The following is a 25,124-nucleotide window of genomic DNA, read 5'->3' as shown; positions in this document are numbered from 1 at the left end:
GGGGAGGGGCCCTCCGGGGGACGGGGAAGGGCCTGCGTACACCCGGAGGAGGACCTGCGGCCCGTCCGGTACGGCCTTTGGGGTGATGTGCCCGGCCCGCTCGGGAGCCTACCGTTGAAGGCATGAGCACCGTACACGTCACGGCGCCGCGAGTGCCGAACCAGAAGTCCGCCCCTGCCCGCCCCGCGGGCGCCACCGCCACTGCGGCCACCGGCCCCGGCCGGCGCCGCAGCCCGCTGAAGACCGCCGTCCGCAACGTCGGCATCGCCCTCGACACCGCCGCGCGCGTGGTCTTCCTCGGGCGCGACGGCGTCAAGTACTGAGCGTTGCCGGGGGTTACAACACGTCGTCCGCGTCGATGATGCGGTAGGCGTAGCCCTGCTCGGCCAGGAAGCGCTGCCGGTGGGCGGCGAAGTCCTGGTCGACGGTGTCGCGGGCCACCACCGAGTAGAAGTGCGCCGCGTGGCCGTCCGCCTTCGGGCGCAGTACGCGGCCCAGGCGCTGGGCCTCCTCCTGGCGGGAGCCGAACGTGCCGGAGACCTGGATGGCGACGGTCGCCTCCGGCAGGTCGATGGAGAAGTTGGCGACCTTGGAGACCACCAGGACGCTGATCTCCTTGGTCCGGAAGGCCTCGAACAGCTTCTCGCGCTGGGCGTTGCTGGTCTCGCCCTTGATCACCGGGGCGTCCAGGGCCTCGCCGAGCTCGTCCAGCTGGTCGATGTACTGGCCGATGATCAGCGTCTGGTCCTTCTCGTGCTTCTTGACCAGCGCCTCCACCACCCGCCGCTTGGTGGCGGTGGTGGCGCAGAAGCGGTACCGCTCCTCGGGCTCGGCGGTCGCGTAGGCGAGCCGCTCGGAGTCGGTGAGGGTGACCCGGACCTCGCAGCAGTCGGCGGGCGCGATGTAGCCCTGCGCCTCGATCTCCTTCCACGGGGCGTCGAAGCGCTTGGGGCCGATGAGCGAGAAGACGTCGCCCTCGCGGCCGTCCTCGCGGACCAGGGTGGCGGTCAGGCCGAGCCGGCGGCGGGCCTGGAGGTCGGCGGTGAACTTGAACACCGGCGCGGGCAGCAGGTGCACCTCGTCGTAGACCACCAGGCCCCAGTTGCGGGCGTCGAACAGCTCCAGGTGGGCGTAGACGCCCTTCCGCTTGGTCGTCATCACCTGGTAGGTGGCGATGGTGACCGGGCGGATCTCCTTCTTCGTCCCGCTGTACTCGCCGATCTCGTCCTCGGTCAGCGAGGTGCGCTTGACCAGTTCGTGCTTCCACTGCCGGGCCGAGACGGTGTTGGTGACCAGGATGAGCGTGGTCGACTTGGCCTCGGCCATGGCGGCGGCGCCGACCAGCGTCTTGCCGGCGCCGCAGGGCAGCACCACGACGCCCGAGCCGCCGTGCCAGAAGCCCTCGACGGCCTGCGCCTGGTACGGGCGCAGCTGCCAGCCGTTCTGGTCCAGCTCGATCGGGTGTGCCTCGCCGTCCACGTAGCCGGCGAAGTCCTCGGCGGGCCAGCCGAGTTTGAGCAGCACCTGCTTGATCTGGCCGCGCTCGGACGGGTGGACGACGACGGTGTCCGGGTCCACCCGGGCGCCGACCAGCGGGACGATCTTCTTGGAGCGCAGCACCTCCTCCAGCACCGGGCGGTCCGTGGTGGTGAGCACCAGGCCGTGGGTGGGGTGCTTGGAGAGCCTGAGCCGTCCGTAGCGCGCCATGGTGTCGGCCACGTCGACCAGCAGTGCGTGCGGGACGGGGTAGCGGGAGTACGTCACCAGGGCGTCGACCACCTGCTCGGCGTCGTGCCCGGCCGCGCGCGCGTTCCACAGCCCGAGCGGGGTCACCCGGTAGGTGTGCACGTGCTCGGGCGCGCGCTCCAGTTCGGCGAACGGCGCGATGGCGCGGCGGCAGTCGGAGGCCTTGGGGTGGTCGATCTCCAGGAGAAGAGTTTTGTCGCTCTGGACGATGAGCGGTCCGTCGTTCACGCGGGGGAGCCCTCCACTGGCTGACAGGTCTGTCGGGACGCAGACCCTCCAGTGTCGCGCATCCGGCGGGGAAGGCGGGAGGCCGCCCGGGCGGGGGCTACTTCCACTCGAACACCGTGGCGCTGTTCTTGCCGTCGGCGGTGGAGTCGAACTCGAAGACGCCGGCGATGCCGTTCAGGCGGGAGAACTGGGGGGACGCGGTGGTGAAGTAGACCGAGCCGCGGTACGAGACGCCGCCGCCCTCGGTGAAGTGGCCGACGCCGCTGCCGTGCCAGGTGATGGTCTGGCCGTCGGCGGTCATGTCGACGCCCTGGCCCTCACCGAACAGCGTGCCGTCGGCGTGGAGTTCCGACTCGTAGGTGGCGAACTCCGTGACCGGGGTGCCGAGGACCTCTCCCGTGCCCTGGAACGAGACCTCGACCACCGGGCCCTCGCCGCCGGCGAGCACCCGCCGGACGGTGTCCTGGCTCCGAATCTCCGCTATCCGATCGCCGAGCATGGTGACTCCTTCCGGAAACCCCCCTCTCCTCCGGACTACGCCGGGCCGGCGGGGTCGTCAACCGCAGGGCTGTGACCAGTGCGGGCGTCGCTTCGTTAGAGCAGGTCATGAACAAGTCGAAGCGTGCCCTCACCGCTCTCGCCCTCCTCGGTTCGGCCTTCGCCGCGACCGCCTCCTCCGCCGGCTCCGCCCACGCCCTCGCGGGCGTCGGCGAGGGCCCGGGCGGGCTGCTCGCGTCCCCCGCCTTCCTGATCGCCGACCTGGCCGGCGCCCCCGAGCTGCCGGTCGGCAAGGACCAGATCGGCACGCTGGCGGACAAGGCGGTCAAGGAGAAGGTGAAGGAGGCCCAGCAGGGCCACTGATCCTGCGGTCACTCCTCCAGTTCGGCCACGCCGGTGATCCGGTGCAGGGCGAAGGTGCGCAGCTCGTCGGCGTGGTGGTCGAAGGCGGTGACGAAGCCGCCCTCGACCTTGACCGGGTCGATGATCCGCTGGCTGGAGAGCCCCTCGGCGTTGAGGTAGCCGATCCACATCCGCTCGCCGAGCAGCACGGCCGTCTGCAGTGCGGCGAGGGTCTCGGCGGCCGGGGTGCGCGGGAGTTGGCGCGGGTCGGGGGTGTGCTCGCGGCGGACGGCGGTGGCGGCGCGGTCACCCGCCCGGATGGCCTTGATGGCGGCGGCGAGCAGGGTGTCGTCGGGCGTGGGCGGGCCGTCCGGGACGGGGACGGGGGCTGTGCGCGGCGGGGTGCGGTGGCTGTCCGGCCGGGTGATCAGCACGTCGCCCTCGGCGGACTCGGCGGCGGGCGCGTAGCCCATGCCGCGCAGGGCCGCGAGCAGCACGTCCGGTGCGGCCTGGGCGGCGAGGACGGTGGGGGCGAGCAGGCGCAGCCGCAGGTCGACGGAGCGGCGGTCGGCCAGGACCTCGTTCAGCAGCGCCGGGTCGTCGCAGCGCAGGTACGAGGAGGCGGCGCCGACCCGCAGGATGCCGTGCCGCCGGGCGACGTCGTCGATCAGGTAGGCGAGCGGCTGCGGGACGGGCGTGCGCGAGTGCTGTTCCAGGAAGGCCCGGAGGTCGGCGGCGGTGCGGCCGGCGTCGAGGGCCCGGCGGACGGACGCGGTGGTGAACCGGTAGACGGTGGCGCCGCCCTTGGACTCGATGTCGGCGCAGAGCGCGAGCGCCTGGGCGAGCGGGGTGAGCAGGGGGCCGGGGGCGATCGCGGTGAGGTCCGGCTGGAGGATCACGTGGTCCAGCGGCTGCGGCAGCAGCGGGGCCAGCACCTCGGCCGGGTCGGCCTCGGCGGTGAGCAGTGCGCGGGCGGGGGAGGCGAGGGCGCCGCGGCCGGTGACGCCGAGCAGTTCGGCCTCGGCGAGGGTCCAGGCCGTGAGGTCGTCGCGCAGGTCGTGGGCCTGCCCGGCGGGCTCCTGCCCCGCGTGGGCCTGGCCGGTGTGGGCCTGCCCGGCGGGGCCCTGGCCGGTGGCGTGGGCCTGGCCGGTGACCGGGCCGCCGCGCAGCGGGCGCTGCCAGCGCAGGGTGGGCAGCAGTTCGCCGGCGGTGGCGGCGGTGCCGGGCGGCAGTTCGGCGAGCAGGGCGAGGGCCGCGCGGCGGACCGACGGGGCCAGGGTGCGGTCCAGCTCGGGGCCGAGCGCGGCCCGCGCCTTGCCCTTGCCGTCCGGGGAGCCGGTGAGGGCGGCGACGCGGGTGGCGGTGAGCCAGCCGCCGGCCAGCACCTCCCAGCGGTCGGCGGTGTCCTGCTGGAGCCAGCCGTCGTACGCCGGGGTGGGCGCCCAGCGCTCGTCGGCCTCACCGTCGGGGGCCAGCAGGCCGCAGGTGTGGGCGAGTTCGAGCCAGAAGGCGGTCTGCTGCTCGGTGGTCTCCAGGGCCTGCGCGGTGCGCTTGAGGTCGCGGACGCCGAGGCCGCCGGCGCGCAGGGTGGGCGGCGGGTTGAGGCCCCAGAGGTCGAGCAGCTCCTCGACGATCCGGACGGCGGTGTACGCCTGCCCGGCGGCGGCCTTGTCCACAGCCTGTGGATCGCGCGGGGCGGCGGCCGGGGCCGGCTCCGGCTGGACCGGCTCGACCACGCGGTGGGTGCGGCCGCCGCGCAGGTGCAGGGCGAGTTCGCGGGGCAGGACGACGCTGCCGGGGCTGCTGGGCAGCAGCAGACCGCGGGCCAGCAGCCACTCGACCGGGCTCTGCGCGTCCTCGGCGGTGACCGGCCGGGTGGCGTCCGGGACGGTGCCGGTGGGCGGGCCCCAGACCAGCCGGTCCAGCAGCCGCAGCGCCGGTTCGGGGGCGGTGGCGAGCAGGGCGTCGCAGCGGGCGCGGTCGCCGAGCAGCGCGGTGAGCGCGGCGACGGCCGTCACCGGGTCCGGGGTGGCGGGCTGCCCGGCCGAGGCGAGCAACTGCTGGAGCCGGGCCGGGGACATGCCGGCGGTGGCGTCGGCCAGGGTCGGGCCGAGGCCGGTGCGGCCGGGGTTGGCGGCGGTGGGCGCGAGCGCCTCGCGGGCCGCGATGACCAGGCGCAGCCCGTTCTCCGGCCCCCAGAGCAGCGCACGGTCGCGCAGGGTTGCGAGCGCGCGCGGGAGGGCGGCGGTGACGGCGGCCCGGTCCGCGGTGGTCAGCGGGGTGGCGCCGGGGTGCGGCTTGACCCTGGCCGGGCCGGTGAGGAGCGCCTTCACGGTGGCCGGGGAGGCACCGTCCGGGGCGGCGGCCAGCGCCTCGGCGACCTGGAGGGTGAAGCGGTCCAGCCGCTCCAGGGCGCGCAGTGCGGAGGCGCGGGAGGAGAGCCGGGCGGCGAGCTGGGTGAGGTCGCCGGGCACGGGGTTGAGCAGGTCGGGGCGGGACCGGAGCAGGGTGGCGAGGTCGTCGTCCGCGCGGCTGCGGAGCTCGTCGGCGAGGGTGCGCGGGCCGGCGGGCGCCTTGCCGGTGCGTTGGGGGCCCTGCTGTGTGGTCATTCGACCTAGGTTAGTCGGGAGGGGGCACGGTGGGGACCGGTCGGCGTGGCCCCGGTCGGGGTGGGTACCGTCTGACCGGCGGCCCCACGACGGCCGTTGCGGCACGGGCGAGGCGGGGTGTGGGGCGAATGTCGGACGGCGAGTGGTGGCGCAAGCAGGGGCCGTGGAGCGGGCCGCCGGGGGGCGGTGACGGCGGCGCGGGCTCGGAGGGCGAGGACAGCGTGTACGCCGACGGGGCGCCTGCGGTGCCGCCGCGGCCCGCCGCTGCGCCGTCAGCTCCGCCGTCCGTCGAGCCGGTCACCGGCCCGCCTGCCGGCCCGCCGTCCGCGCCGTCGTCCGCACGTCGGCCTTCGCCGGCCGCGGATGACCCGGGCTCGCCCTGGGTGCCGCAGCCGATCGCGGACGCGGACGCCGATCCGGACGCCGTGCCGGCTCCCTTCACGGCCGTGAACGCGGGCGACTGGTCCCTCGTGTCGCTCGACTTCTCGGACGGCCCGGGCCCGGCCGTCAAGCCGATCCCCGAGCAGCGGACCGCCGCCGGGGGCGCCCCTGCGCAGACCCCGCCCACCGCCCCCGCCGCGACGCAGGGCAAGGGCAGGAAGCGGAGGAAGGGCAGGGCGGAGCCCCCGCCGCAGGCCGCCATGCCCGATGCGGCGCCCGACGTCGGCGCCGGGGCCGGTCCGAAACCGTCCGCGATGGCCGGCCGGCGCCCCTCCCCGCTCCTGCTGCTGGCCGCGGTGACGCTGCTCGGCGGCGCCGTCAGCAGCCAGCTCGTGGTGATGCTGGTCGGCTGGGGGCTCGGTTACCTGTCCAGCCGGCTCACCGACTTCACCCGCAAGGTCGGCATCCTCGGCATTCCCCTGATGACGATGAGCGCCACCACCGTCTGGTTCTGGGGGAGGTCCCAGGGCCGCTGGGGCGCGGCGCTCCAGCCGGGCCAGCAGGCGGGCCAGGTCGCCTGGTCGGCCGCGCCCGGTGTGCTGCGCGTGGCCGCGGTGCTGTCGGCGCTGTTCCTGCTGGCCGTGGCGTTCAAGCGGCGTGCCCGCCCGGAGGGGTGAGCCCGCCCGGAGGGGCCCGCCCGCCCGGAGGGGCCCGCCCGCCCGGAGGGGTGAGCCGCGGGTCCGGCCGTCAGTCGTCGGCGATGGTGACCCGGCGGCGGAAGGTCTCGGGCGCGCCGAGGTGTCCGACGATCCAGGCCGCGATGGTGGCCCGGGTGGCGGTGCCCGCCCCGGGGAGCGGGCGGTCGTACGAGACGCGGGGGCCGGCGGCGGGCGGCCCGTCCTTGAGCATCGGGGCGCGGACGACGGTCCAGATCGTGTCGGAGTCCTCCAGGACCGCCTCCATCCGGGCCAGGTCGCGGTGGATCTCCCGGTAGAGCCGGTCGACCACCATCCGGGACACCACCCGCTGGGCGAACGGAAGATGGCCGGTCTCCAGCCCCGCCGAGCCCATCGCCACCAGGTGCTGCGGCCCGCCGGCCCGCGCGGCGGCCACCAGCTCCCGTGCGCCGTCCGAGAAGACGGTGGTGGCGGCCCGGCCGGTGGTGCCGAGCGTCGAGACCACCGCGTCCTGGCCGGCCAGCGGCCCGCGCAGGGAGCCGGGCCGGTGGACGTCGGCCTGCACGATGTGCGGGGTGCCGTGCGCGAACTCCGGTAGCCGGGAGGGGGTGCGGGCGACGGCCGTGACGGTGTGCCCGGCGGCCAGGGCGAGGTCGACGACCAGGCGGCCGGTGCGGCCGGCGGCGCCGACGACGGCGATTTTCATCGCGTTCCTCCTTGCGGGCGGCCCGCGAGGTCCGCTCGGGGGCCTGCCCTTGCCGATTCATTCAGACAGCCTGTATGACTGAATCTAGTGAACCACACAGCACGGCTCAAGGGAGTGATGGGACATGCGAGTTCAGTACCCCGACCTGTCCGGCAAGGTCGTCGTGATCGCCGGCGGCAGCCGCGGCATCGGCGCCGAGACCGCCCGCTCGTTCGCCCGGCAGGGTGCGGCCGTCGCCGTCCTCGGCCGGGACGGTACGGCCCTGGCCGCCGTCGAGGGCGAGCTGCGCGAGCTGGGCGCCAAGGCGCTCGGCCTGGTCGCCGACTGCACCGACGCCGCCGCGCTCGCCCGGGCCGCCACCCGGATCGAGGAGGGGCTCGGGCCGGTCGGCGTCCTCGCGGCCTTCGCCGGCGGGGACGGCTACCCGGTGCCGACCGTCCGGGAGACCGAGGAGCACTGGCGCGCCGTGCTGGACGCCAACCTCACGGCCACCTTCCTCACCGTCCAGGCCTTCCTGCCGGGCCTGTTGGAACGCGGCGCGGGCTCGGTGGTCACCATGGCCTCCACGGCCGGCCGGCTGCCCAGCGGTTCCTCCGCCGCGTACGCGGCGGCCAAGGCGGGGGTGCTGATGTACACCCGCCACCTCGCCCTGGAGCTGGCGGGGGAGGGCGTCCGGGTCAACGCGATCGCGCCCGGCGCCGTCCGGACCGAGCGGACGGCCGCCGTCATGCCGCCCGAGGTGCAGGCGGCCGTCGCCGCCGCCCACCCGCTCGGCCGGCTCGGCGAACCGGCCGACATCGCGGCGGCCACGCTCTTCCTGGCGTCCACCGCGTCCTCGTGGATCACCGGCCAGACGCTGGACGTCAGCGGCGGCCGGGTCATCGTCTGACGCCCCCGCCCAGGGCGCCGGGCCATCGGGGATACTGCCTGTTCACGAGAGGTCCGACGGCCGTTGCACCGGCGGCGGGACGAGCGAGTGGAGGCGAGCGCGATGAGCCCCCGGTCCTACCGGATGGGACAGCGGCAGGCGGACGTGGACGAGACGCGCGCGCGGATCGTCGCGGCCGCGCGGGGGCAGCTGGCCGGGACGGGCACGCTCTCGCTGGACGCGGTCGCCAAGCGGGCGGACGTCGCCCGGGCCACCGTCTACTACCAGTTCGGCTCGAAGACGGGCCTGCTGGAGGCGGTCTGTGACGCGCTCGCGGCCGAGGGCGGGATGGCGCGGCTCGCCGAGGCGTTCACGCTGCCCGGGCCCTGGCCGGCGGTGGACCGTTTCGTCGAGGTGATGGGCGGCTTCTGGGCGGTGGACCGGGTCTGCACCCGCCGGCTGCGCGCGCTGGCCGCGCTGGACGAGGAGGTGGGCCGGGTCATCGCCGCCCGCGACGCCCGCCGCCGCGAGGGCGCCCGGGTGCTGGCCGCCCGGCTCGACGGCGCACCGCAGGACGCGGCCGCGCTGCTGTTCGTCCTCACCGGCTTCGAGACCTTCGACGCGCTGGCCGGCGAGACGGCCGGCCCCGACGGTGACCTGCGGACGGCGGTCCCGGCCGTCACCCGGCTGGTCCGGAGCGCGCTGGGCGGGCCTGCGGCCTGACGGGGCGCAGGCCCGCGCGGGCGTCCGGGACGGGGCTCAGGCGGACGCGGCGGCCGGGGCCGGGGCCCACTGCGGGTCGCGGCCCGAGGCGGCCAGCGCGCGGTCGAGCGGCGAGGCCCCGGCGGGCACGGCGACAGGGCCGGCGAACCCGTCGTACTGGCGGAAGAGCCCGGCGAACTCCTCGACGATCCCGAGAACCGCCCCGGCCAGTTCGTCCCCGGCCCCGGTCGGCTGGCCGGTCGCGCGGGCGACGTCCCACCCGTGCAGCACCAGCTCCAGGACCAGCATCCGGGCGATGGCGGCGGCGGGCATCGGCGACCCGCCCAGGTCCACGTCGCCCTCCCAGACCGCCGGGTCGGCCCAGGCCGCGACGGCCCGCTCCAACTGGGCGGCGTAGGCGTCGGCCCAGGCGGTGTCGGCGGTGAAGTCGCGCTCGACGAGGTCCTGCGGCAGGTCCTTGCGCAGGGCCCGGTGTTCCAGGCCGTGGGAGGTGTAGAGCACCCAGTGGTTGACCAGCGTCCGGGTGTCGAAGCCGGTGCAGGGGGTGGGGCCGTCCAGCTGCTCCGGGCGGACGCCGCGGGCGATGCGCGCGGCCTCCGCGGCGGCCTGAGCCATGAGGGGGTGGAGTGCATGACCGTTCATGGCCCGATCCTGCGCCGGGTGGCGGCGCCTGGTCTTGAAGAAACGCGACGGCGGGGGACCGTCCTGTGGGAGGCACGTCCTAGCCTGGCGGCATGAACGGTCCTGATCTCGGCCGCGGGGTGCTCCACCCCGGACGGGCGGCGGGCGTGGTCCACCTGGACCGGTACGGGCCCGCCCCCGGGCTGGCGCGCCTGGTCGAGTTCTACTGGCTGGTCCGGTGGGACCGCCGCGGGCTGCCCGCCCACGAGCAGAAGGTGCTCGCCCACCCCAACGTCCACCTGGTGTTCGAGGCCCCGCGGGCGCGCGTCTACGGGGTCGACCGGTCGCTGTTCGTACGCCGGCTGGAGGGCGCGGGGCACGTGCTGGGGGTCAAGTTCCGGCCGGGCGGCTTCCGCCCGTTCACCGACCGCCCGGTGGCCGGGCTCGCCGACCGGTCGGTGCCGGCGGCAGGGATCTTCGGACCCGCCGTCGACCTGCTCAACGAGCAGGTGCTGTCCGGCGCTCCGGAGCCGGCCGCACTGGTGGACGCCTTCCTGCTCGCCCGGCTGCCCGCCCCGGTGGCGGACCGTCAGGCGGAGCTCGCCGCTGCGATGGTCGAGCGCGTCACCGGCTCGCCGGACCTGCGCCGCGTCGACGAGCTGGCCGTCGAGTTCGGCGTCACCGTCCGCCAGGTGCAGCGCCTCTTCGCCGAGTACGTCGGCGCGGCGCCCAAGTGGGTGCTGCGGCGGGCCCGGCTGCACGAGGCCGCCCGGCGCGCCGACCGGGGGGCGGACGTGGACTGGGCCGCGCTGGCCGCCGAGCTCGGGTACGCCGACCAGGCCCACTTCACCCGCGACTTCACGGCGGCGGTGGGCCTCTCGCCGGCCCGCTACGCCGGGGGCCGGTGAGGGGGCGGCTCAGCCCAGCTCGTGCGCGGCCATCAGCGCGCGCAGCAGCCCCGGGAACGCCTCCTCGAACTCCTCCCGGCGCAGCGCGTTCATCCGCGAGGTGCCGACGTAGTACTGCCGGATGAGCCCGGCCTCGCGCAGCACGTGGAAGTGGTGGGTGGCGGTGGACTTGCTGACCGGCAGCTCGATCGTGCCGCAGGCGAGGTCCTCGCCGGCGGCGTACAGCCCGCCGACGATCAGGCGGCGCACCGGGTCGACCACGGCCTCCAGGACCTGCTGGAGGGTGACCTCCCGGAGGTCCGGGTGGGGCGGGGTGCGGTCCCGCTGTCCGCTGCGCCGTGTGGTCGCCATCTCTCTCTCCGATCTCCGGGGCTCGTCGTACGAGGGTGGCCAGAGTACGGCCTGCATCGAAGTACGACAGCCATCGAAGTTTGACAGCTGACGTACTTTCAGGTTCAGTGATCTGCGGCGGTCGACGGTTCCCGGGCCGCCGTCAGCGATCGGAAGGGGCGGGCGCGATGGCCAGGACGGTGCGGTTCCACGAACACGGCGGGCCGGAGGTGCTGCGGCTGGAGGACGCGGAGGCCGGCGCGCCCGGCCCCGGCGAGCTGCTGATCCGGGTGGACGCGATCGGGCTCAATCGGGCCGAGGTGATGTTCCGCAGCGGCGTCTACATCGAGCCGGTCCGGGAGTTCCCCGCCCGGCTCGGCTCCGAGGCCGCGGGTGTGGTCGAGGCGGTCGGCCCGGACGCGGCCGGCTTCGAGCCCGGCCAGGCGGTCAGCGTGGTGCCCGCGTTCTCGATGAACGACTACGGCGTCTACGCCGAGCGCGCGGTCGTTCCGGCGGCGGCGGTGGTCCACCGTCCCGAGGGGCTCGACGCGGTGACGGGCGCGGCGGTCTGGATGCCGTACCTGACCGCCTACGGCGCACTGGTCGACGTGGGCGGCATGCGTGCCGGGGACACCGTGGTGATCACCGCCGCCTCCAGCAGCGTCGGCCTGGCCGCGATCCAACTCGCCCACCGGGTGGGGGCGGTGCCCATCGCCACCACCCGGACGCAGGCCAAACGGGAGGCCCTGCTCAAGGCGGGCGCCGCCGCGGTGATCGTCACCGAGGAGGAGTCCGTCGTCGACCGCGTGCGCGAACTGACCGGCGGGCGGGGTGCCGAGTTCGTCTTCGACGCCGTGGCCGGCCGCGGCGTGCTCGACCTGGCCAGGGCGGTCGCCTCCGGCGGCACCCTGTTCCTGTACGGCGCGCTCAGCGGCGAGCCGACGCCCTACCCGGGGTTCGAACTCGGCATGCCGGCGCTGAACATGCGCACGTACACGCTGCACGAGATCACCAGGGATGGTGAACGCCTGCGCCGGGCGGAGGCGTTCGTCGCCTCGGGGCTGCGCAGCGGGGCGTTCACGCCGGTGGTGGACAGGGTCTTCGATCTGGCCGAGGTCGCGGAGGCACACCGGTACATGGAGGCGGGCAACCAGCTGGGCAAGATCGTGGTGACCGTCGGCCACTGACGCTTGGCGGAAGGACGACGGCCCCCTCGCGCGGTTCGCGCGAGGGGGCCGTCGTGCAGGTCGCCGGATTGGCTGAATAGGGCGTTTCGGCGCCGCAGGGCAGAGGGAGAAACTTGGAGAAATCACGATCCGGAGGAGGCTGCCATGAGGCTGCGGTTCGTCGGAAGCAACAGTGGTGGAGGCGGATGCCCGGCCGTCTACGAGACCGACCGGGACACGGTTGTCGTCCAAGGTTGGAAGATCGATCCCGATGACCAGGCGTACGCCGACGTACGCGATCTGGCCGACAACGAGGACGTTCTCGAAGTACCCCGGGAGCTGCTGGAGCGGTTCGCGCCGAGGGCCAGGCCCCGCGCGTCCGAGCTGGTCGCCGGCGAGGCGTTCGACGCGCTGTTCACCGGCTTCGCGCACACTGCGCGGCGGTTGGAGACCCGCACCCATCTACGACATCGAGAACGAGCGTGAGTCCTTCGACCAGTTCCTGAGCGGTGGGGACGTCGACCTCGGCTGGTTCGCCCCGTGGCTCGACACCATGCGCGCGCAGACCGCTGTGGGCAAGACCGTGGCCCGGGTGCGGGTCGTGCCGCCCGAGCTGACCGATTACTTGCGGTACGAGCTCCACCTCGCCGAGAGCAACACCGCGGCCGGCGAGGACATCCGCTACCTGGATCGCGTGACCGCCAACAGCCTGTGCCTGCCGACCGGGACTTCTGGTTGTTCGACTCGCACACCCTCGCCGTCCTGCACTTCACCGACGCGGGCGAACTGCTCGGGGCCGAGATCGTCACCGATCCGGTCGTGGTGGTTGAACACGCCCGCTGGTTGGATGCGGCGTTCCACCACGCGCAGCCGTACCGATCGTTCGTCAAGGAGCATCCTCCGCGTTGAGCACTGCACGACAGGGCGTCCACGAGGCCCGCGAAGAGCTGGGTGAACGCCTCCGTGCGATCCGTGCGGCCGCCGAGATCGACGGCCGCACGCTGGCGCAGCGGCTGGGCTGGCCGCCGAGCAAGGTGTCCAAGATCCAGCTCGGCCGCCAGGCGCCGACCGCCGATGACATCCGCGCATGGACCGCCGCCTGCGGCTGCCCCGGCGCCGCAGGCGAGCTGCTGGTACTGCTGAGGGATCTCGACAGCCGGTACGCGGAATGGCGACGCCAACTGCGGGAGGGCCATGCGGTCGTGCAGCGATCGTGGGCCGAGACCGAGGCGGCGGCGGACACCATCCGCGTGTTCGAGCCGTGTTGGGTTCCCGGCCTGTTGCAGACGGCCGACTACGCCGCCGCCCGGTTTCGCGAGCACGCCCGACTGAATGACAGCCCGCCCGACACGGAGGCCGCGGTCGCCGCCCGCCTGGCGAGACAGGAGGTGCTGTACTCGCCGGGCCGCAAGCGCTGGCACATCCTGCTGACCGAGGCCGCACTGAGATACGGCCTCGCGCCGGCGTCGGTGATGCGCGCCCAGATCGAACGCCTGGTGTCGGCCACGGCCCTGCCGGCCGTCCGGCTGGGCGTCGTGCCCTTCGGTGCGCGTCTGCCGGTCTCCCCTGCGCACGGTTTCTGGATCTTCGACGACCAGCAGGTGATCGTGGAGGTCGTCAGCGCGGAACTGCGGCTCAGCCTGCCCGAGGAAGTCGTGCAGTACCGCAAGGTCTTCGACCTGCTCGCACCGAGCGCCCTGTACGACGCGGACGCCCGCAGGCTTCTCCTTGCCGTGGTACAGACATGGATCTGAGAAATCATCAGAAATTTGATGGCCGATCCAACAGGGCCACGCCACCGTGGTAGCTCAGAACACTCTCCTGGAGACACAGCGTAGCCAGGAGCGTCGTGTTCCAGCCACCGGCCCCTGGAGGAGCACATGACCACCACCACTACCGAGCTGGTCGAGCTCGGCGGTTCTTCACGATCGCCGGCCGCCAACTGGCTGCCGGCGACAGTGCGCCGGAGATGTTCTCGGGCGCGATCGATGCCGCCTGGCACCGCCTCGCGGAGGACATCGACGCGCACGCGGAGTTCACCACTGTCCACGCCGGGCGTCGTCTCACCCACGTGCGGGGTGCCGGTACCGGGCACATCACCTGGGTCGCCGCATACGAGGAGGCGTTCGGGCCGCTGCCGGAGGTGTGGTTCACCAATGGGGACGGCACCGTCGACAGCGCCGCCCACAACCGGTACCGCGAGACCGGGCAGGTGTGGGCGTCGTGGAACTGCAGCCCGGCCGGTGGTGGGGACGACGTCTGCGCCGAGCCGGCAAGGTGACCAGCGCCGCGCACACGGAGCCCTCGCCCCAGGCGGGGGCTCTGCGCCTTCACCAGCCCCGCGCCGCAACTTCGAGCGTGGGCTGCCGGCCTTTCCCAGGAGGAGCTGAGTTGATCGACGGGATCCGGGAACTGGTGGAGAAGTACACCGGTCCCCTCACCGGGGCCGAGCGGATCACAGACCGGCGGGGCGTCCAGGTCTGGCGGGTGACGGCTGCGGGTGGTCCTGATGCGTGGGTGGGGCAATCGCTCGCCGTCAAGATCGCCACTTCCGGCGATGAACGTCAGGCGCTCGCCTCTCGCCGTGAACTCGCCGTTCTGCGTGCCATCGCCCGCCAGTCCCGCTCTGCCCGGACACGGCTGATCGACGGTGACGGCTTCACCGTCACGCCGTGGTTCGGGGGCCCGTCAACATGGGAGCTGTTCGGCGCCGCACGCAGAGACAGCGTGGCGGGAGCCGAGGCGCGGCGCGGGATGCTCGACGGCGGTGCGCAGTTCTGCCGGGCGGTTGCCGATCTGCACCACCTGGGATGGGTGCACGCCGACCTCCAGGCAGCGCACTGCATCCACACGGCCGATGGGGCCCAGCTGATCGACTTCGCGAACGCGCAGGGGCCGCGCCCGCTGCCGGAGACGGAATTGAACGGTGAGTTCGCAGGCGGTATGGCTCACCCGGAGGCTCCCGAGCTCGCTGCAATGCTCGCCCTCGGTCGTCCTGCGGTGCCGACGTACGCGAGCGATGTGTACGCACTCGCGGCATCGTTGTGGACGGCGGCCACAGGACGTTGGCCGCTCGACTACTCGGCGGCTGGGGTGGGTCCGCAAGCCGCGACTCAGGCAGAACTGCGGGCCGCAATCGGCGCGGGTGCGGTGCCCCTTGATAGGCGAGGGGCGGCGTGGCCCGAACTGTTGGACGCACTCACCCCGGCGCTCGACCCCCAGCCGCGCAACCGGCCGACGGCCACCCAGCTCGCCGAGTGCCTGGACTCCCTGTAGATGGCTGAGAGTTCCAAGGCGGCCCCTTGCTCAAGGCTTGAGCAAGGGGCCGCAGGATTTCAGGGGGACGGGGTGGCGCGGGAGCCGAACTCGCCGCCTTCCGGAGGCTGCGTTGCCTGACCGCGTCCAACGATCGGGACGTGGGTGGGTGCACTGGTGTCATGGGGCGAGTGTCTGAGGAGTGGGAAGTCGGATCGGCTGACTTCCCACTCCGGCGTTGATCTCAGTGGAGCGGGGCGGCGTGGTGGTCGAACTCGCCGGCCTTGACGCCCTGGAGGAGCCTGGCGAACTTGGTGGGGGTGGTGCGGACGATGATGTCGCCGCAGTCGGACTCGCGGAGTTCGACCTGCCCGTCGAGGTTGCGGACCTCGACGCAGTTGGCCTGGTCGCCACTGAAGCTTGATTTCTGCCAGTTGAGCTGAGCCATGATCGTCTCCCTTAGAGCGTGTAGCGGATGTGCTGAATCAATCCCCACGAGTCGTGTTCGACGCGTGATTGCAGGGCACGGGAGTTGTCCAGCGCCGGGAGTGCGAGGGACTTGAGGCGCTCGAACTTCGCACGGTACGCATCAACGGCCTCCGGCTCTCCCAGATACGCGGAGCCGCCCGGGTGCTCCATCAGTACCGTGTCGAGATCACTGTGCGGGCCGCGCACAATCATGAAGGAAGTATCGGTGGATACGTACTCGGTGCAGCGGAACGGCAGGACCTGAATCGTGACGTGAGGGAGTTCGCTGACCGCTACCAGGTAGTCCAGTTGTTCTCTCATCACAGCGGGGCCGCCGAAGAGCGAATGCAGAGCTGCTTCGTGGATCACGGCGTGGAACGGTAGTGCTGCGGTGCCGCTTATGGCTCGTTGGCGATGGCGGCGGAACTCGACCTTCTTCACATCGTTGTCAAGAATGATCTCGCTATAGCGAGGGACTTGAAGAAGACCGGGGATCAGGAGGGTCTCGTAACTGTCGAGGGACCTCGCGGTCGATTCGGACTCTGCGAGATCCAGCGCTGAGGGGTGGACGAATCCCTTGTACTTGGTCCACCAGCCCTTGCCGTCACTGAGTCCCATCTCCCGGAGTGCAGCTGCATAGGTCTCATCCGTGTGACCGTAGGACGCCAGCAAGGTAGCCAGCCGCACCGGATCCAACCCGGTGCGGCCGGCTTCGATGTGGCTCAGCTGCGGCCCACCCATCCCAACGAGTGCGCCGGCGTCCTTGACGGCCATGTCAGCCGCTTCGCGGAGCCGCCTCAGTTCTGCGCCGAACCGGCGCTGCCGCTCGCTGACTTGGGTCCTGAGTGCCAAGGATCGTCCTTCCGTATCGAAGCAGTCTCCCGCCCCGAACTCCCCCCACCACCCACCACCCCCACCCCCGGCCGGCACCGCACCACCCCCACTCGCGGCCGGCACCGCATACCCGGCTGAGCAGTCCACGCGAAGGCCCCCGCCCACCCCGGGCGTGGGCCTCGCCGCGCGAACCACCGCTCTCAGCCACCGTCGCGCAGCGCCTCACCGTCCGAGTTCGGAGCCAACGGCGGTCATGCGACCCCGGCTCAGCTGGCCTTCAGACGCTCCAGGAGCTCCGGGACGCCGTCCACGTTGCGGTAGGGCTTGAAAGCTGGAGCAAGCTCGCGGATGAGGGCGACGCACCGTGGGGCGCCGATGCGCACGGCAAGGTCGAGCGATTCGGTGGTGACGGCGAGCGCCTGCTCGATTTCGTTCGACTGGAGGTACCCCTTGGCCTGGTAGGTCAGGAAGATCCCGCGCGTCTTGTCTCTGGCTCGGGGCAGCAGTGCGAGGCCTTCGGCCATCAGCGTGTGGGCCTCGCCGGTGCGGCCGAGATCAAGAAGGCACTGGCCGGAGTCCACGGCGAGGTCGGCCGGGCCCATCCACGAGCACCAGCCCGGGGCCGGGTCGGCAGCCTCCACAGCGAGGGCGGCCTCGGCATCCGACAGGTCGCGGTGGCAGGCGGAGCGGTCGCCCAGGGCTGCGTGGGCCCTGGCCCGGCGCAGGAACAGCAAGGACCGGGCGGTTGGATGCCCGGTGCCGGACAGCGCGTATCCGAGCTGGTCCACTGAGACCTTGGGTCTGCCCATCCAATTCGACTGATAGGCGAAGTCGGACAGCACTCCGGCGCCGAGGTCGCGGTCACCGGCGGCGTGCGCCGACTGGAGGGCCGCGCCCCACAGCTTTCCGGCTGCCCAGTGCTGGCCTTGGTCGAACCGGTGCCAGCCACAGGTGGCGGCGAGGGAGGCAGCCAGCAGGTGGAGCCTCTGGCCGGCACTCTCGCTGTATCGCCCGTCCTCGATCAGGTCCGTGACTGTGGCGAGGTGGGCATCCATCAGCCGGATGGTGTGCTGGCGTTGTTCGGTGGGCAGGGCAGCCAGCCTCCCACTGGTGTCCTCCAGCCAGTCCACGAGTTCGGTGTCCACCTGCTGGCCGTCGAGGGCTGAGGCGAGCCGATTGGGCTCGATCGCGGCCCACTGGGCGGCAAGGCCGGCCAGTGAGATGGCGCTGTAAGTCATGAAGCTGCGGCGGTCCATGGTGGCTCTCTGGGCATCTCGGAGTGCTTGAACGTTGTAGCCGGCCCCCAGCGGCAGCGGTTCGTCGCGTCCGGGCAACCAGTAGGGCCAGCCGTACGCCTCCGTGTCGGAGACCGGAACGTCGAAGGCTTCGGCGAGCAGGAGCTGGGTGTCGAGGCTCGGAGTCTTGCGCCAGTTCTCCCACCGGCTGACGGCGGTCTTGTCAGCGCCGGAGCGAAGTCCGTGGCGGCGGGCGGTCCGGTCGAGTCGGGCGACGAGGTCGCCCTGTGACCAGCCGCGCAGTTCGCGCGCGAAGGCGAGGGGGTGCCGGATCAGGTCGTCCACGGGCCAATCCCATCATCGACAGTGACCGCGAGCCTACTGCCAGCGAGCGCGGGACAACCCCGGGACTACAGACAACGACTGTTCAGTGACTGTCTGTTGGGCTGTACTCGACACGCATCGACAAGTTTTCTGGCGAAGCGGAAGGAGTCTGCTCATGAAGCGACGCGCTGCGGTCATCGGCCTCGGCCACCAGGCGCGGGAGGACCACCTGCCCGGCCTACTCGGCTCGGGCAGGGCCGAGCTGGTCGCGGTCTGCGACAGCAACCCGGAGCTTCTGCACGAGTGGCAGGAGTTGCTCCAGGTGCCGTCCTTCACCCGGGCTGCCGACCTGCTGGACGCGGTGAGGCCGGACTTCGTGATCGTCGCCGTCCCGCACCACGCAGGCCGGGGCGTGATCGAGGAGTGCTCCACCCGAGGCGTTCACGTCCTCAAGGAGAAGCCGTTCGCCACCTCGCTGAGCGAGGCTCGCGAGCTCGCCGCGATCTGCGAGGCCGGGCAGGTCGAGCTGATGGTCGCTCTCCAGAGGCGGTTCAACCCGATCTACACCAGCGTGTTGCAGCTCCTCGACCAGATCGGCACCCCGTTTCTGATCGACGGCCAGTACACCTTCCACACCGAAGACCCCGGGGCTGGGTGGCGCGGGGACGTGAAACAGGCAGGAGGTGGCTGCATCATCGACATGGGTTACCACCTCATCGACCTGCTGTTGTGGTATTTCGGCATGCCAAGCCGGGTCATCGCCGACTTCTCCGCCGCAGCCTTGCCCGAGGCCGGCTACGACGCCGAGGACACCGCCGTCATCCAACTCGGCTACGACGGTGACCTGTACGGCTCGGTCCTGCTGTCGAGGTGGGCGGCTCCGAAGACGGAGAAGCTGCACGTGGTCGGCACCCGGGGCTCCGTCCTGCTGACCAAGGGGCACGTTCAGCGGCTCGATCTTCACGGAAGCGTGGTTGAGGAACTGACCCGCCCACAGGCGCCCTCCAGTGCAGCCACCGCCCAGATCGACTACTTCTGCCGAGTCCTCGACGGCGAGCGCCCCAACACGTCCGGCCCCGACCAGCACCTCGCGCACGCCGCCTTCGTCGCCTCCTGTTACGAGTCCAAGAAGGCCAGGCGCTACATCGACCCCAAGGAGATGCTGTGACCAATACCCTCGCCCTGCTCGGTGGCGAACCCGTGGTGAGCGCCGGCCTCCCGCACTTCGTGTGGCCGCCGATCGACGGCGCCACTGAGGGCAAGATCCTCGGTCAGCTCCGTACAGCCGTCTCGATCCCGGGCCGGTCCGGCATCGTCGCTGAGCTGGAGGATGCCCTACAGGACTACTTCGGTGCCCGGCACGCGGTCACCCTCAGCTCCGGCACCTCCGCTCTCCACGCCGCCTACTTCGCCGCTCGTATCAAGCCCGGCGACGAGGTGATCGTCCCCGCCTGGACGTTCCACGCCACTGCTTCTCCGCTGTTCCATCTGCGTGCAACACCGGTGCTCTGCGAGACCGGCCCGGACGGCAACATCGACCCGACCCGGGTCGAGGAGCTGATCACGCCCCGCACCCGCGCCTTGATGGTCACCCACCTGTGGGGAAGGCCTGCCGCCATGCTCGCACTGCAAGGCATTGCCGACGCGCACGGCTTGGCCCTGCTGGAGGACGGCTCCCATGCCCACGGAGCCTCCCACAGCGGCAAGAAGATCGGCACGTTCGGCCGAGCCGGGGCATTCTCTCTCAACGGCCCCAAACCGCTGTCCGGCGGCGAGGGCGGCTTCGTCCTGACCGACGATGACGACACGTACTACAGGCTGCTGACCTTCGCCCACTACAACAAGCGGGCCAAGTCGGAGATCCCCGAGCGCCATCCGCTCGCCCGGTACGCGGTCACCGGGGCCGGCCTCAAACTTCGCATCCACCCCCTGGCCGCGGCCCTCGCACACGACCAGCTCGGACATCTCGACGCCTACCTCGCCGGGCGGGCCGGTATCGCCGCGTACCTCGCCGCCGAATTCGCGCGGATCCCCGGCCTCGAAGTCATCCCGATGCCCGATGGGGTGGTGCCATCCTGGTACGGGTTGACGCTCGTCTACCACCCGGAAGAACTCGGGGGTCTGGGCATCGAGCGCTTCCACCAGGCACTCCTGGCCGAGGGCGCGGCGGAGTTCGACCGGCCGGGCTCCACCTGTCCCCTGAACCGGCTCCCGTTGTACCAGGGTCCGTCCCTTCTGTTTCCCGGCCATCCGGACGCCCAACGCCACTACAAGGCCGGCGACTTCCCCGTCGCCGAGCACGTCCACACTCACATGATCAAGCTCCCTGTCTGGCATCGTGAGCAGGACCTGGAGTTGGCCGCGAGTTACGTCCGCGCGGCCGTCAAGGTGAGCGACCACCACGAGGAGCTGCTGACGTGACTTTCTTCGCCGATTCCACCCTTGTCGAGGACCTTCTGATCGAGGCCCGAGCGGACGGCATCGCACAATTTGTCGTCGGCGCAATGATCACTGATGAGCAGGAGCAGGTGCTTCTGCTCAAGCGGCGGGCCGACGACTTCCTCGGCGGGCTCTGGGAACTGCCGGGCGGCGGCGTCGAGCACGGTGAACAGCTCGAAGACGCCTTGTGTCGAGAGGTCACGGAGGAGACCGGCCTCACCATCACCGGCGTGACCGGCTACCTCGGCACCTTCGACTACGAGTCCGACAACGGCATGAAGACCCGACAGTTCACCTTCGCGGTCACCGTCGAGCAGACCAAGCCGATCGTCCTCACCGAGCATGACGAATCCGCCTGGACCGACCGGCGAACCCTCCCCGCTGTCAGCGACGAGACGCGCGCGCTCCTCACTCGGTAGTCGAAACCGTCGGTGGATCGGGTCCCGAGCAACCTCGGGACCCGATCCACCGATCAGGGCCCCCTCGGGCTGTCCGCGACGCGGATCATTCAGCCGGGTGACGATCCCCTGAGCTCTGCTGCTCACGCCCCCAGGAACCGCTGCAACTCCGCCAGGACGTAGTTGGCGGCCGTGTAGCCGTTGCCCTGGAACCAGAGCTGGTCGTCCACCTCGAAGGCCCGGTGGGCGCGGACCGCCCCGAGGGACTGCCAGGCCGGGGTGGCCAGGACGGCGGCGGCGCCGGCCGGGTTGCCGTAGGTGGCGTACACCAGCAGGTCGCCGTCGGCCTTGGCGAGCTGGTCGACGGGGATCTCGAAGTCGGACTGGTCGACGTTCTGCGCGTCCGGCCGGCCGAGCTGTACGTCGGCCAGGACGGTGCCGGGGAAGTTCTGCCTGCCGTACAGCCGGATGCCGCCGCCCTCGACGAACCGCACCAGGCCGACCTTGCGGCCCGAGGCCCTGGCGCCGGACAGCGCCTGGACCACCTGGGAGACGTGCCGCTGGTAGGACGCGACGAACGCCGCCGCCGCCTCCTGGCGGCTGAGCGCCTGGGTGTGCACCTGGAAGTTGGCCTTCCAGGGGGCGCCGGTGGTCTGCGTGAGCACCGTGGGGGCGATCCCGCGGAGCTGGTCGTACCGGCCGCCGTCGCCGCTCTGGTTGGAGAGGACGAGGTCCGGCCGCAGGGCGCGGACGGCGTCGAGGTCCGGGCTGCCGATGCTGCCGACCCGGGTGATCCCGCTGAGCCGGGACAGGGGCCAGTAGTCGGGGAAGCCGGAGTCCAGCGGCGCCAGGGCCGCGCCGACCGGGGTGATGCCGAGGGTGAGCGCCGAGTCGAGCTCCGCCGTGCCGAGGGTGACCACCCGCATCGGCGCGCCCGGGACGACCACCGGCCCCGTCGCGGTGTTCACGGTGACGTCGGGCACCGCTTCCGGGCTCGGGGTCACGGTGCCCGCAGCGGTGTCGGCGGGCAGGGCGGCGTGCCGTACGGCGCAGCCGCCGAGGGCGGCCGCGCCGAGTCCCGCGAGCAGGGCGCGGCGGGTGATCGGGGGCATCGGCGGTCCTCGGTGGATGGGCACATGGGCGCGGGCGCGTCGATTATGTCCGAATTGCCCGCTAGGCGTCCGCCTTCACCGCCCACGGCGCGCCCGGGACGACCAGCGGGGTGCCGATCACCGGGTCCGGGACGACCACCGAGGACAGCCCGAAGACCTCCCGCACCAGCTCCGCCGTCACCACCTCGCCCGGCGCGCCCTGGGCGACGATCCGTCCGTCGCGCATGGCCACCAGGTGGTCCGCGTACCGGGCCGCCTGGTTGAGGTCGTGCAGGACGGCGACCACCGTCCTGCCGCGCTCGACGTTGAGCCGCCGGACGAGGTCCAGCACCTCCACCTGGTGGGCGATGTCCAGGAAGGTGGTCGGCTCGTCCAGCAGCAGGATGTCCGTCCCCTGGGCGAGCGCCATCGCGATCCAGGCCCGCTGGCGCTGGCCGCCCGACAGCTCGTCGACGCTGCGCTCGGCCAGTTCGGCCGTGGAGGTGCGCTCCAGCGCCTCGGCCACCGCCTGCTCGTCCTCGGCCGACCACTGCTGCCACCAGCTCTGGTGCGGCTGGCGGCCGCGCGAGACCAGGTCCGCCACCGAGATGCCCTCGGGCGCGGTGGGGGACTGCGGCAGCAGGCCGATCCGCTGGGCGATCCTCTTGGTGGGGACGCGGGCCAGCTCGGCGCCGTCCAGCAGCACCGCGCCGCGCACCGGCTTCAGCAGCCGGCCGAGGGCGCGCAGCAGCGTCGACTTGCCGCAGGCGTTCGGGCCGACGATCACCGTCACCCTGCCGTCCGGGACGACGAGGTCCAGTCCCTCGACGACCGTGCGCGCCTCGTAGGCGAGGGTCAGGCCGCGGGCTTCGAGATGGTGGCCGGGCACCGGGGGGACGGTCATCAGGAGCCTCCACGGCGGGATCGGATCAGCAGCCACATCAGGTACGGCGCGCCGACCAGGCCGGTCACCACGCCGACCGGCAACTCGGTGGGCGCGAGCAGCCGCCGGGCCAGCAGGTCGGCCAGGACGACGACCAGCGCGCCGGTCAGGGCCGAGCAGAGCAGCGGGACCTGCGCCGAGCGGGCCAGCCGCAGCGCGATCTGCGGGGCCATCAGCGCGACGAAGTCCACCGGACCGGCCGCGCCCGCGGCGCAGGAGGCCAGCACGATGCCGAGCAGCGCCATGCCGAGCCGGATCCGGTCCAGCCGCAGGCCGAGGCCGACGGCGGTGGCGTCGTCGAAGGAGATCGACCGCTGTGCCCGCGCCGCCCAGAGCGCGACCGGCGCGGCGGCCAGCAGCACCCAGGCGAGCCCGCCGGCCTGGTCGTAGCCGGAGCCGTTGAGGCTGCCGGTCATCCACACCTTCGCCGCCTGCGCCTGGAAGCCGTCCCCCTTGGTGAGGAAGACGAAGGTGAGCGAGGAGAGCGCGACCGAGACGCCGATGCCGATCAGCACGAACCGCTGGGCGTGCAGTCCGCGCCGCCAGGCCAGCAGGTACACCAGGACGCCGGCCGCCAGGCCGCCGGCCACCGCCGCGTACGGCACCTGCCCGGCGGAGCCGACCACGCCGTACGCCATCAGGCCGACCACGGTGGCGGTGGCGCCCCAGGAGACGCCGACCACGTCGGGGCTGGCCAGCGGGTTGCGGGCGACGGTCTGGATCAGCGCGCCGGCCAGGCCGAGCGCTGTTCCGACCAGCAGACCGACCACCACCCGGGGCAGCCGGAACTCGCCGACCACCAGCTCGTGCGGGCCGGGCCGCCCGAGCAGGACCTTCACCACCTCGGCGGGGGAGACCGTGGACTCGCCCAGGCAGAGCGAGGCGACGACGGTGGCGGCGAGCACCAGCGCCAGGCAGCAGGCCGCCACGGCGGAACGCCGGTGCAGCAGGAACGACGCGCGCCCGGCGCGCAGCACGGTGTACCCGCGCAGAGCCACGGCGCTCATGCGCCCACCTCGCTGCGCTCGGCAGACGCTTCGCTCAACGCGCACCTCTCGACGGTTCGCTCGCTGCGCTCGCTCATGCGCCCACCTCGCTGCGCTCGGCAGACGCTTCGCTCAACGCGCACCTCTCGACGGTTCGCTCGCTGCGCTCGCTCATGCGCCCACCCCGCTGCGCCCGGCAGACGCTTCGCTCAACGCGCACCTCTCGACGGTTCGCTCGCTCACGCCGCCACCACCTTCCGCCGCCGGACCAGGGCGACCAGGACCGGCACCCCGACCAGTGCGGTCATCACACCGGCGGGGACCTCGGACGGCGGGAAGAGCACCCGGCCGAACGCGTCCGCGAGCAGCAGCAGCGCCGGGCCGAGCACCGCGGAGAACGTGAGCACCCAGCGGTGGTCCGCGCCGGCCACCGCGCGGGCGGCGTGCGGGACGGCCAGGCCGACGAAGGCGATCGGGCCGGCCGCGGCGACCGCCGAACCGGTCAGCACCGTGGCGCCGAGCGCGCCGACCGCCCGGACGGCGCCGGTCCTGGCACCGAGGCCCCTGGCGGTGTCGTCGCCGAGCGCCAGCGCGTCCAGCCCGCGCGCCACCGCGAACACCAGCACCGTGCCGACCAGCAGGAACGGCAGCAGCTGCCAGGCCACGTCGGCGGTGCGGCCTTCGATCGAGCCGACGTGCCAGAACCGGAACCGGTCCATGGCGGCGGCGTCGGTGGTGAGCACCAGGGTGTTGAGCGAGGCGATGAACGCGGACATCGCCGAGCCGGCCAGTGCCAGCTTGACCGGCGTGGCCCCGCCCCGGCCGCGCCCGGCCAGCCCGTACACCAGCACGGTGGCGACGACGGCCCCGGCGAAGCCGAACCAGACGTAGCCGGTGAGGGTGGAGATGCCGAAGCCGGAGATGGCCAGCACCACGCCGGCCGCCGCGCCCTGGCTGACGCCGAGGATGCCGGGGTCGGCGATCGGGTTGCGGGTGATGCCCTGCATCACGGCGCCGGCCAGGCCGAGCGCCGCGCCGACCGCGAGGCCGACCACCGTGCGCGGCACCCGCAGTTCGCGCACGACGACGGCGTTGGTGGTGTCGCCGCCGTGCAGCAGGGCGTCGAGGGTCTCGCCGAACGGGATGGTGCGGCTGCCGACCGCCAGGCTCAGCAGGACGGCCGTGGCGAGCAGGGCGAGGGCGGCGACGAGCCAGAGTATTCGGCGGCGCAGCAGCCGCCGCTTGCCGGGAGCGGTGGCCGACCTCGCGGCCGGCGCGGTGGTGTCGGTCATGGCTCTCTCGCAGATAGCTGAGGCAAACCTAAGTTCCCTGGAGAAGCCGGGGCAAA

28 protein-coding genes are annotated in these 25,124 nt (G+C 72.7%); 15 read left to right on the top strand and 13 right to left on the bottom strand.

What is annotated here, in order from left to right:
• Positions 1 to 122 precede the first annotated feature (122 nt).
• Positions 123 to 323 carry a hypothetical protein gene (locus C2142_RS16550; protein WP_148643359.1) on the top strand — a complete coding sequence of 67 codons (201 nt, stop codon included), beginning with the start codon at positions 123 to 125 and terminating at the stop codon, positions 321 to 323.
• Between the two features lie 13 nt (positions 324 to 336).
• Here C2142_RS16550 and C2142_RS16545 read toward each other — a convergent pair whose 3' ends face one another.
• Positions 337 to 1,974, bottom strand: coding sequence for a DNA repair helicase XPB (locus C2142_RS16545; protein WP_148643358.1), 1,638 nt, complete (start codon positions 1,972 to 1,974; stop codon positions 337 to 339).
• 97 nt (positions 1,975 to 2,071) lie between these two features.
• Positions 2,072 to 2,473, bottom strand: a complete 402-nt coding sequence (locus tag C2142_RS16540) for a hypothetical protein (protein ID WP_148643357.1) — start codon at positions 2,471 to 2,473, stop codon at positions 2,072 to 2,074.
• Between the two features lie 107 nt (positions 2,474 to 2,580).
• Here C2142_RS16540 and C2142_RS16535 point away from each other — a divergent pair, with 107 nt between their 5' ends.
• Entirely contained in the window at positions 2,581 to 2,835 is a 255-nt protein-coding gene (locus C2142_RS16535) for a hypothetical protein (protein ID WP_148643356.1), read from the top strand.
• A gap of 8 nt (positions 2,836 to 2,843) precedes the next feature.
• Here the strand turns inward: C2142_RS16535 and C2142_RS16530 are convergent, their stop codons facing one another.
• On the bottom strand, positions 2,844 to 5,423 hold the full coding sequence (locus tag C2142_RS16530; protein WP_148643355.1) for a helicase C-terminal domain-containing protein: 2,580 nt from the start codon (positions 5,421 to 5,423) through the stop codon (positions 2,844 to 2,846).
• A gap of 383 nt (positions 5,424 to 5,806) precedes the next feature.
• Between C2142_RS16530 and C2142_RS16525 the strand changes: the two genes are divergently transcribed.
• The gene (locus tag C2142_RS16525) at positions 5,807 to 6,481 is read left to right on the top strand and encodes a hypothetical protein (protein ID WP_148643354.1); all 675 of its coding nucleotides are present in this window, start codon (positions 5,807 to 5,809) and stop codon (positions 6,479 to 6,481) included.
• Positions 6,482 to 6,551: 70 nt separating this feature from the next.
• On the opposite strand, the gene C2142_RS16520 is transcribed toward C2142_RS16525, so the two are convergent.
• On the bottom strand, positions 6,552 to 7,187 hold the full coding sequence (locus C2142_RS16520) for an NAD(P)H-binding protein (protein ID WP_148643353.1): 636 nt from the start codon (positions 7,185 to 7,187) through the stop codon (positions 6,552 to 6,554).
• A 124-nt stretch (positions 7,188 to 7,311) separates the two neighbouring features.
• Here C2142_RS16520 and C2142_RS16515 point away from each other — a divergent pair, with 124 nt between their 5' ends.
• Both C2142_RS16515 and C2142_RS16510 read left to right on the top strand, forming a co-directional pair.
• Positions 7,312 to 8,076, top strand: coding sequence for an SDR family NAD(P)-dependent oxidoreductase (locus C2142_RS16515; RefSeq protein WP_148643352.1), 765 nt, complete (start codon positions 7,312 to 7,314; stop codon positions 8,074 to 8,076).
• Positions 8,077 to 8,178: 102 nt separating this feature from the next.
• Positions 8,179 to 8,778: a TetR/AcrR family transcriptional regulator gene (locus tag C2142_RS16510; RefSeq protein ID WP_148643351.1), complete on the top strand. Its 600-nt coding sequence runs from the start codon at positions 8,179 to 8,181 to the stop codon at positions 8,776 to 8,778.
• A gap of 36 nt (positions 8,779 to 8,814) precedes the next feature.
• Here the strand turns inward: C2142_RS16510 and C2142_RS16505 are convergent, their stop codons facing one another.
• The gene (locus C2142_RS16505) at positions 8,815 to 9,420 is read right to left on the bottom strand and encodes a TIGR03086 family metal-binding protein (RefSeq protein ID WP_148643350.1); all 606 of its coding nucleotides are present in this window, start codon (positions 9,418 to 9,420) and stop codon (positions 8,815 to 8,817) included.
• Between the two features lie 92 nt (positions 9,421 to 9,512).
• On the opposite strand from C2142_RS16505, the gene C2142_RS16500 reads away from it, so the two are divergent.
• On the top strand, positions 9,513 to 10,307 hold the full coding sequence (locus tag C2142_RS16500) for an AraC family transcriptional regulator (RefSeq protein ID WP_148643349.1): 795 nt from the start codon (positions 9,513 to 9,515) through the stop codon (positions 10,305 to 10,307).
• 9 nt (positions 10,308 to 10,316) lie between these two features.
• On the opposite strand, the gene C2142_RS16495 is transcribed toward C2142_RS16500, so the two are convergent.
• A complete protein-coding gene (locus tag C2142_RS16495) occupies positions 10,317 to 10,658 on the bottom strand; it encodes a helix-turn-helix domain-containing protein (protein ID WP_148643348.1) in 342 nt (113 codons plus the stop codon).
• Positions 10,659 to 10,825: 167 nt separating this feature from the next.
• Between C2142_RS16495 and C2142_RS16490 the strand changes: the two genes are divergently transcribed.
• The 6 genes from C2142_RS16490 to C2142_RS16465 all read left to right on the top strand — a co-directional run bounded on the left by C2142_RS16490 (position 10,826) and on the right by C2142_RS16465 (position 15,079).
• A complete protein-coding gene (locus tag C2142_RS16490) occupies positions 10,826 to 11,824 on the top strand; it encodes a zinc-dependent alcohol dehydrogenase family protein (RefSeq protein WP_148643347.1) in 999 nt (332 codons plus the stop codon).
• A gap of 144 nt (positions 11,825 to 11,968) precedes the next feature.
• Positions 11,969 to 12,289, top strand: coding sequence for a hypothetical protein (locus C2142_RS16485; RefSeq protein WP_194235783.1), 321 nt, complete (start codon positions 11,969 to 11,971; stop codon positions 12,287 to 12,289).
• A 54-nt stretch (positions 12,290 to 12,343) separates the two neighbouring features.
• Positions 12,344 to 12,712, top strand: a complete 369-nt coding sequence (locus C2142_RS41980) for a DUF6879 family protein (RefSeq protein WP_346766380.1) — start codon at positions 12,344 to 12,346, stop codon at positions 12,710 to 12,712.
• Positions 12,709 to 13,557, top strand: coding sequence for a helix-turn-helix transcriptional regulator (locus C2142_RS16475; RefSeq protein WP_148643345.1), 849 nt, complete (start codon positions 12,709 to 12,711; stop codon positions 13,555 to 13,557). Before C2142_RS41980 ends, C2142_RS16475 begins: the two co-directional genes overlap by 4 nt.
• 95 nt (positions 13,558 to 13,652) lie before the next feature.
• Entirely contained in the window at positions 13,653 to 14,084 is a 432-nt protein-coding gene (locus tag C2142_RS16470; protein ID WP_241002617.1) for a hypothetical protein, read from the top strand.
• 110 nt (positions 14,085 to 14,194) lie between these two features.
• Positions 14,195 to 15,079: a hypothetical protein gene (locus C2142_RS16465; RefSeq protein ID WP_148643344.1), complete on the top strand. Its 885-nt coding sequence runs from the start codon at positions 14,195 to 14,197 to the stop codon at positions 15,077 to 15,079.
• 223 nt (positions 15,080 to 15,302) lie between these two features.
• On the opposite strand, the gene C2142_RS16460 is transcribed toward C2142_RS16465, so the two are convergent.
• The 3 genes from C2142_RS16460 to C2142_RS16450 form a co-directional block, all read right to left on the bottom strand.
• A complete protein-coding gene (locus tag C2142_RS16460; RefSeq protein ID WP_148643343.1) occupies positions 15,303 to 15,506 on the bottom strand; it encodes a DUF397 domain-containing protein in 204 nt (67 codons plus the stop codon).
• Positions 15,507 to 15,517: 11 nt separating this feature from the next.
• Positions 15,518 to 16,378: a helix-turn-helix transcriptional regulator gene (locus C2142_RS16455; RefSeq protein WP_148643342.1), complete on the bottom strand. Its 861-nt coding sequence runs from the start codon at positions 16,376 to 16,378 to the stop codon at positions 15,518 to 15,520.
• A gap of 248 nt (positions 16,379 to 16,626) precedes the next feature.
• Positions 16,627 to 17,940, bottom strand: coding sequence for a helix-turn-helix transcriptional regulator (locus C2142_RS16450; RefSeq protein ID WP_148643341.1), 1,314 nt, complete (start codon positions 17,938 to 17,940; stop codon positions 16,627 to 16,629).
• Between the two features lie 154 nt (positions 17,941 to 18,094).
• Here C2142_RS16450 and C2142_RS16445 point away from each other — a divergent pair, with 154 nt between their 5' ends.
• Genes C2142_RS16445 through C2142_RS16435 form a run of 3 tightly spaced genes read left to right on the top strand, consistent with a single transcriptional unit; the run spans position 18,095 to position 20,777 of the window.
• Positions 18,095 to 19,087: a Gfo/Idh/MocA family oxidoreductase gene (locus C2142_RS16445; protein ID WP_148643340.1), complete on the top strand. Its 993-nt coding sequence runs from the start codon at positions 18,095 to 18,097 to the stop codon at positions 19,085 to 19,087.
• The gene (locus tag C2142_RS16440) at positions 19,084 to 20,340 is read left to right on the top strand and encodes a DegT/DnrJ/EryC1/StrS family aminotransferase (protein WP_148643339.1); all 1,257 of its coding nucleotides are present in this window, start codon (positions 19,084 to 19,086) and stop codon (positions 20,338 to 20,340) included. Before C2142_RS16445 ends, C2142_RS16440 begins: the two co-directional genes overlap by 4 nt.
• Positions 20,337 to 20,777: an NUDIX domain-containing protein gene (locus C2142_RS16435; protein WP_241002616.1), complete on the top strand. Its 441-nt coding sequence runs from the start codon at positions 20,337 to 20,339 to the stop codon at positions 20,775 to 20,777. The genes C2142_RS16440 and C2142_RS16435 overlap by 4 nt, the downstream gene beginning before the upstream one ends.
• A gap of 122 nt (positions 20,778 to 20,899) precedes the next feature.
• On the opposite strand, the gene C2142_RS16430 is transcribed toward C2142_RS16435, so the two are convergent.
• The 4 genes from C2142_RS16430 to C2142_RS16415 all read right to left on the bottom strand — a co-directional run bounded on the left by C2142_RS16430 (position 20,900) and on the right by C2142_RS16415 (position 25,068).
• Positions 20,900 to 21,868, bottom strand: a complete 969-nt coding sequence (locus tag C2142_RS16430; protein WP_148643338.1) for an iron-siderophore ABC transporter substrate-binding protein — start codon at positions 21,866 to 21,868, stop codon at positions 20,900 to 20,902.
• A 61-nt stretch (positions 21,869 to 21,929) separates the two neighbouring features.
• Positions 21,930 to 22,751, bottom strand: coding sequence for an ABC transporter ATP-binding protein (locus C2142_RS16425; protein ID WP_148643337.1), 822 nt, complete (start codon positions 22,749 to 22,751; stop codon positions 21,930 to 21,932).
• Complete coding sequence (locus C2142_RS16420) at positions 22,751 to 23,797, bottom strand: iron chelate uptake ABC transporter family permease subunit (RefSeq protein ID WP_148643336.1); 1,047 nt, start codon at positions 23,795 to 23,797, stop codon at positions 22,751 to 22,753. The genes C2142_RS16425 and C2142_RS16420 overlap by 1 nt, the downstream gene beginning before the upstream one ends.
• Positions 23,798 to 24,015: 218 nt before the next feature.
• Positions 24,016 to 25,068 carry an iron ABC transporter permease gene (locus tag C2142_RS16415; RefSeq protein WP_148643335.1) on the bottom strand — a complete coding sequence of 351 codons (1,053 nt, stop codon included), beginning with the start codon at positions 25,066 to 25,068 and terminating at the stop codon, positions 24,016 to 24,018.
• Between the last annotated feature and the right edge of the window lie 56 nt (positions 25,069 to 25,124).

The organism is Streptomyces sp. CB01881, from assembly GCF_002953255.1.
GTDB lineage: Bacteria > Actinomycetota > Actinomycetes > Streptomycetales > Streptomycetaceae > Kitasatospora.
This window is presented reverse-complemented; position numbering and strand designations above follow the sequence as displayed.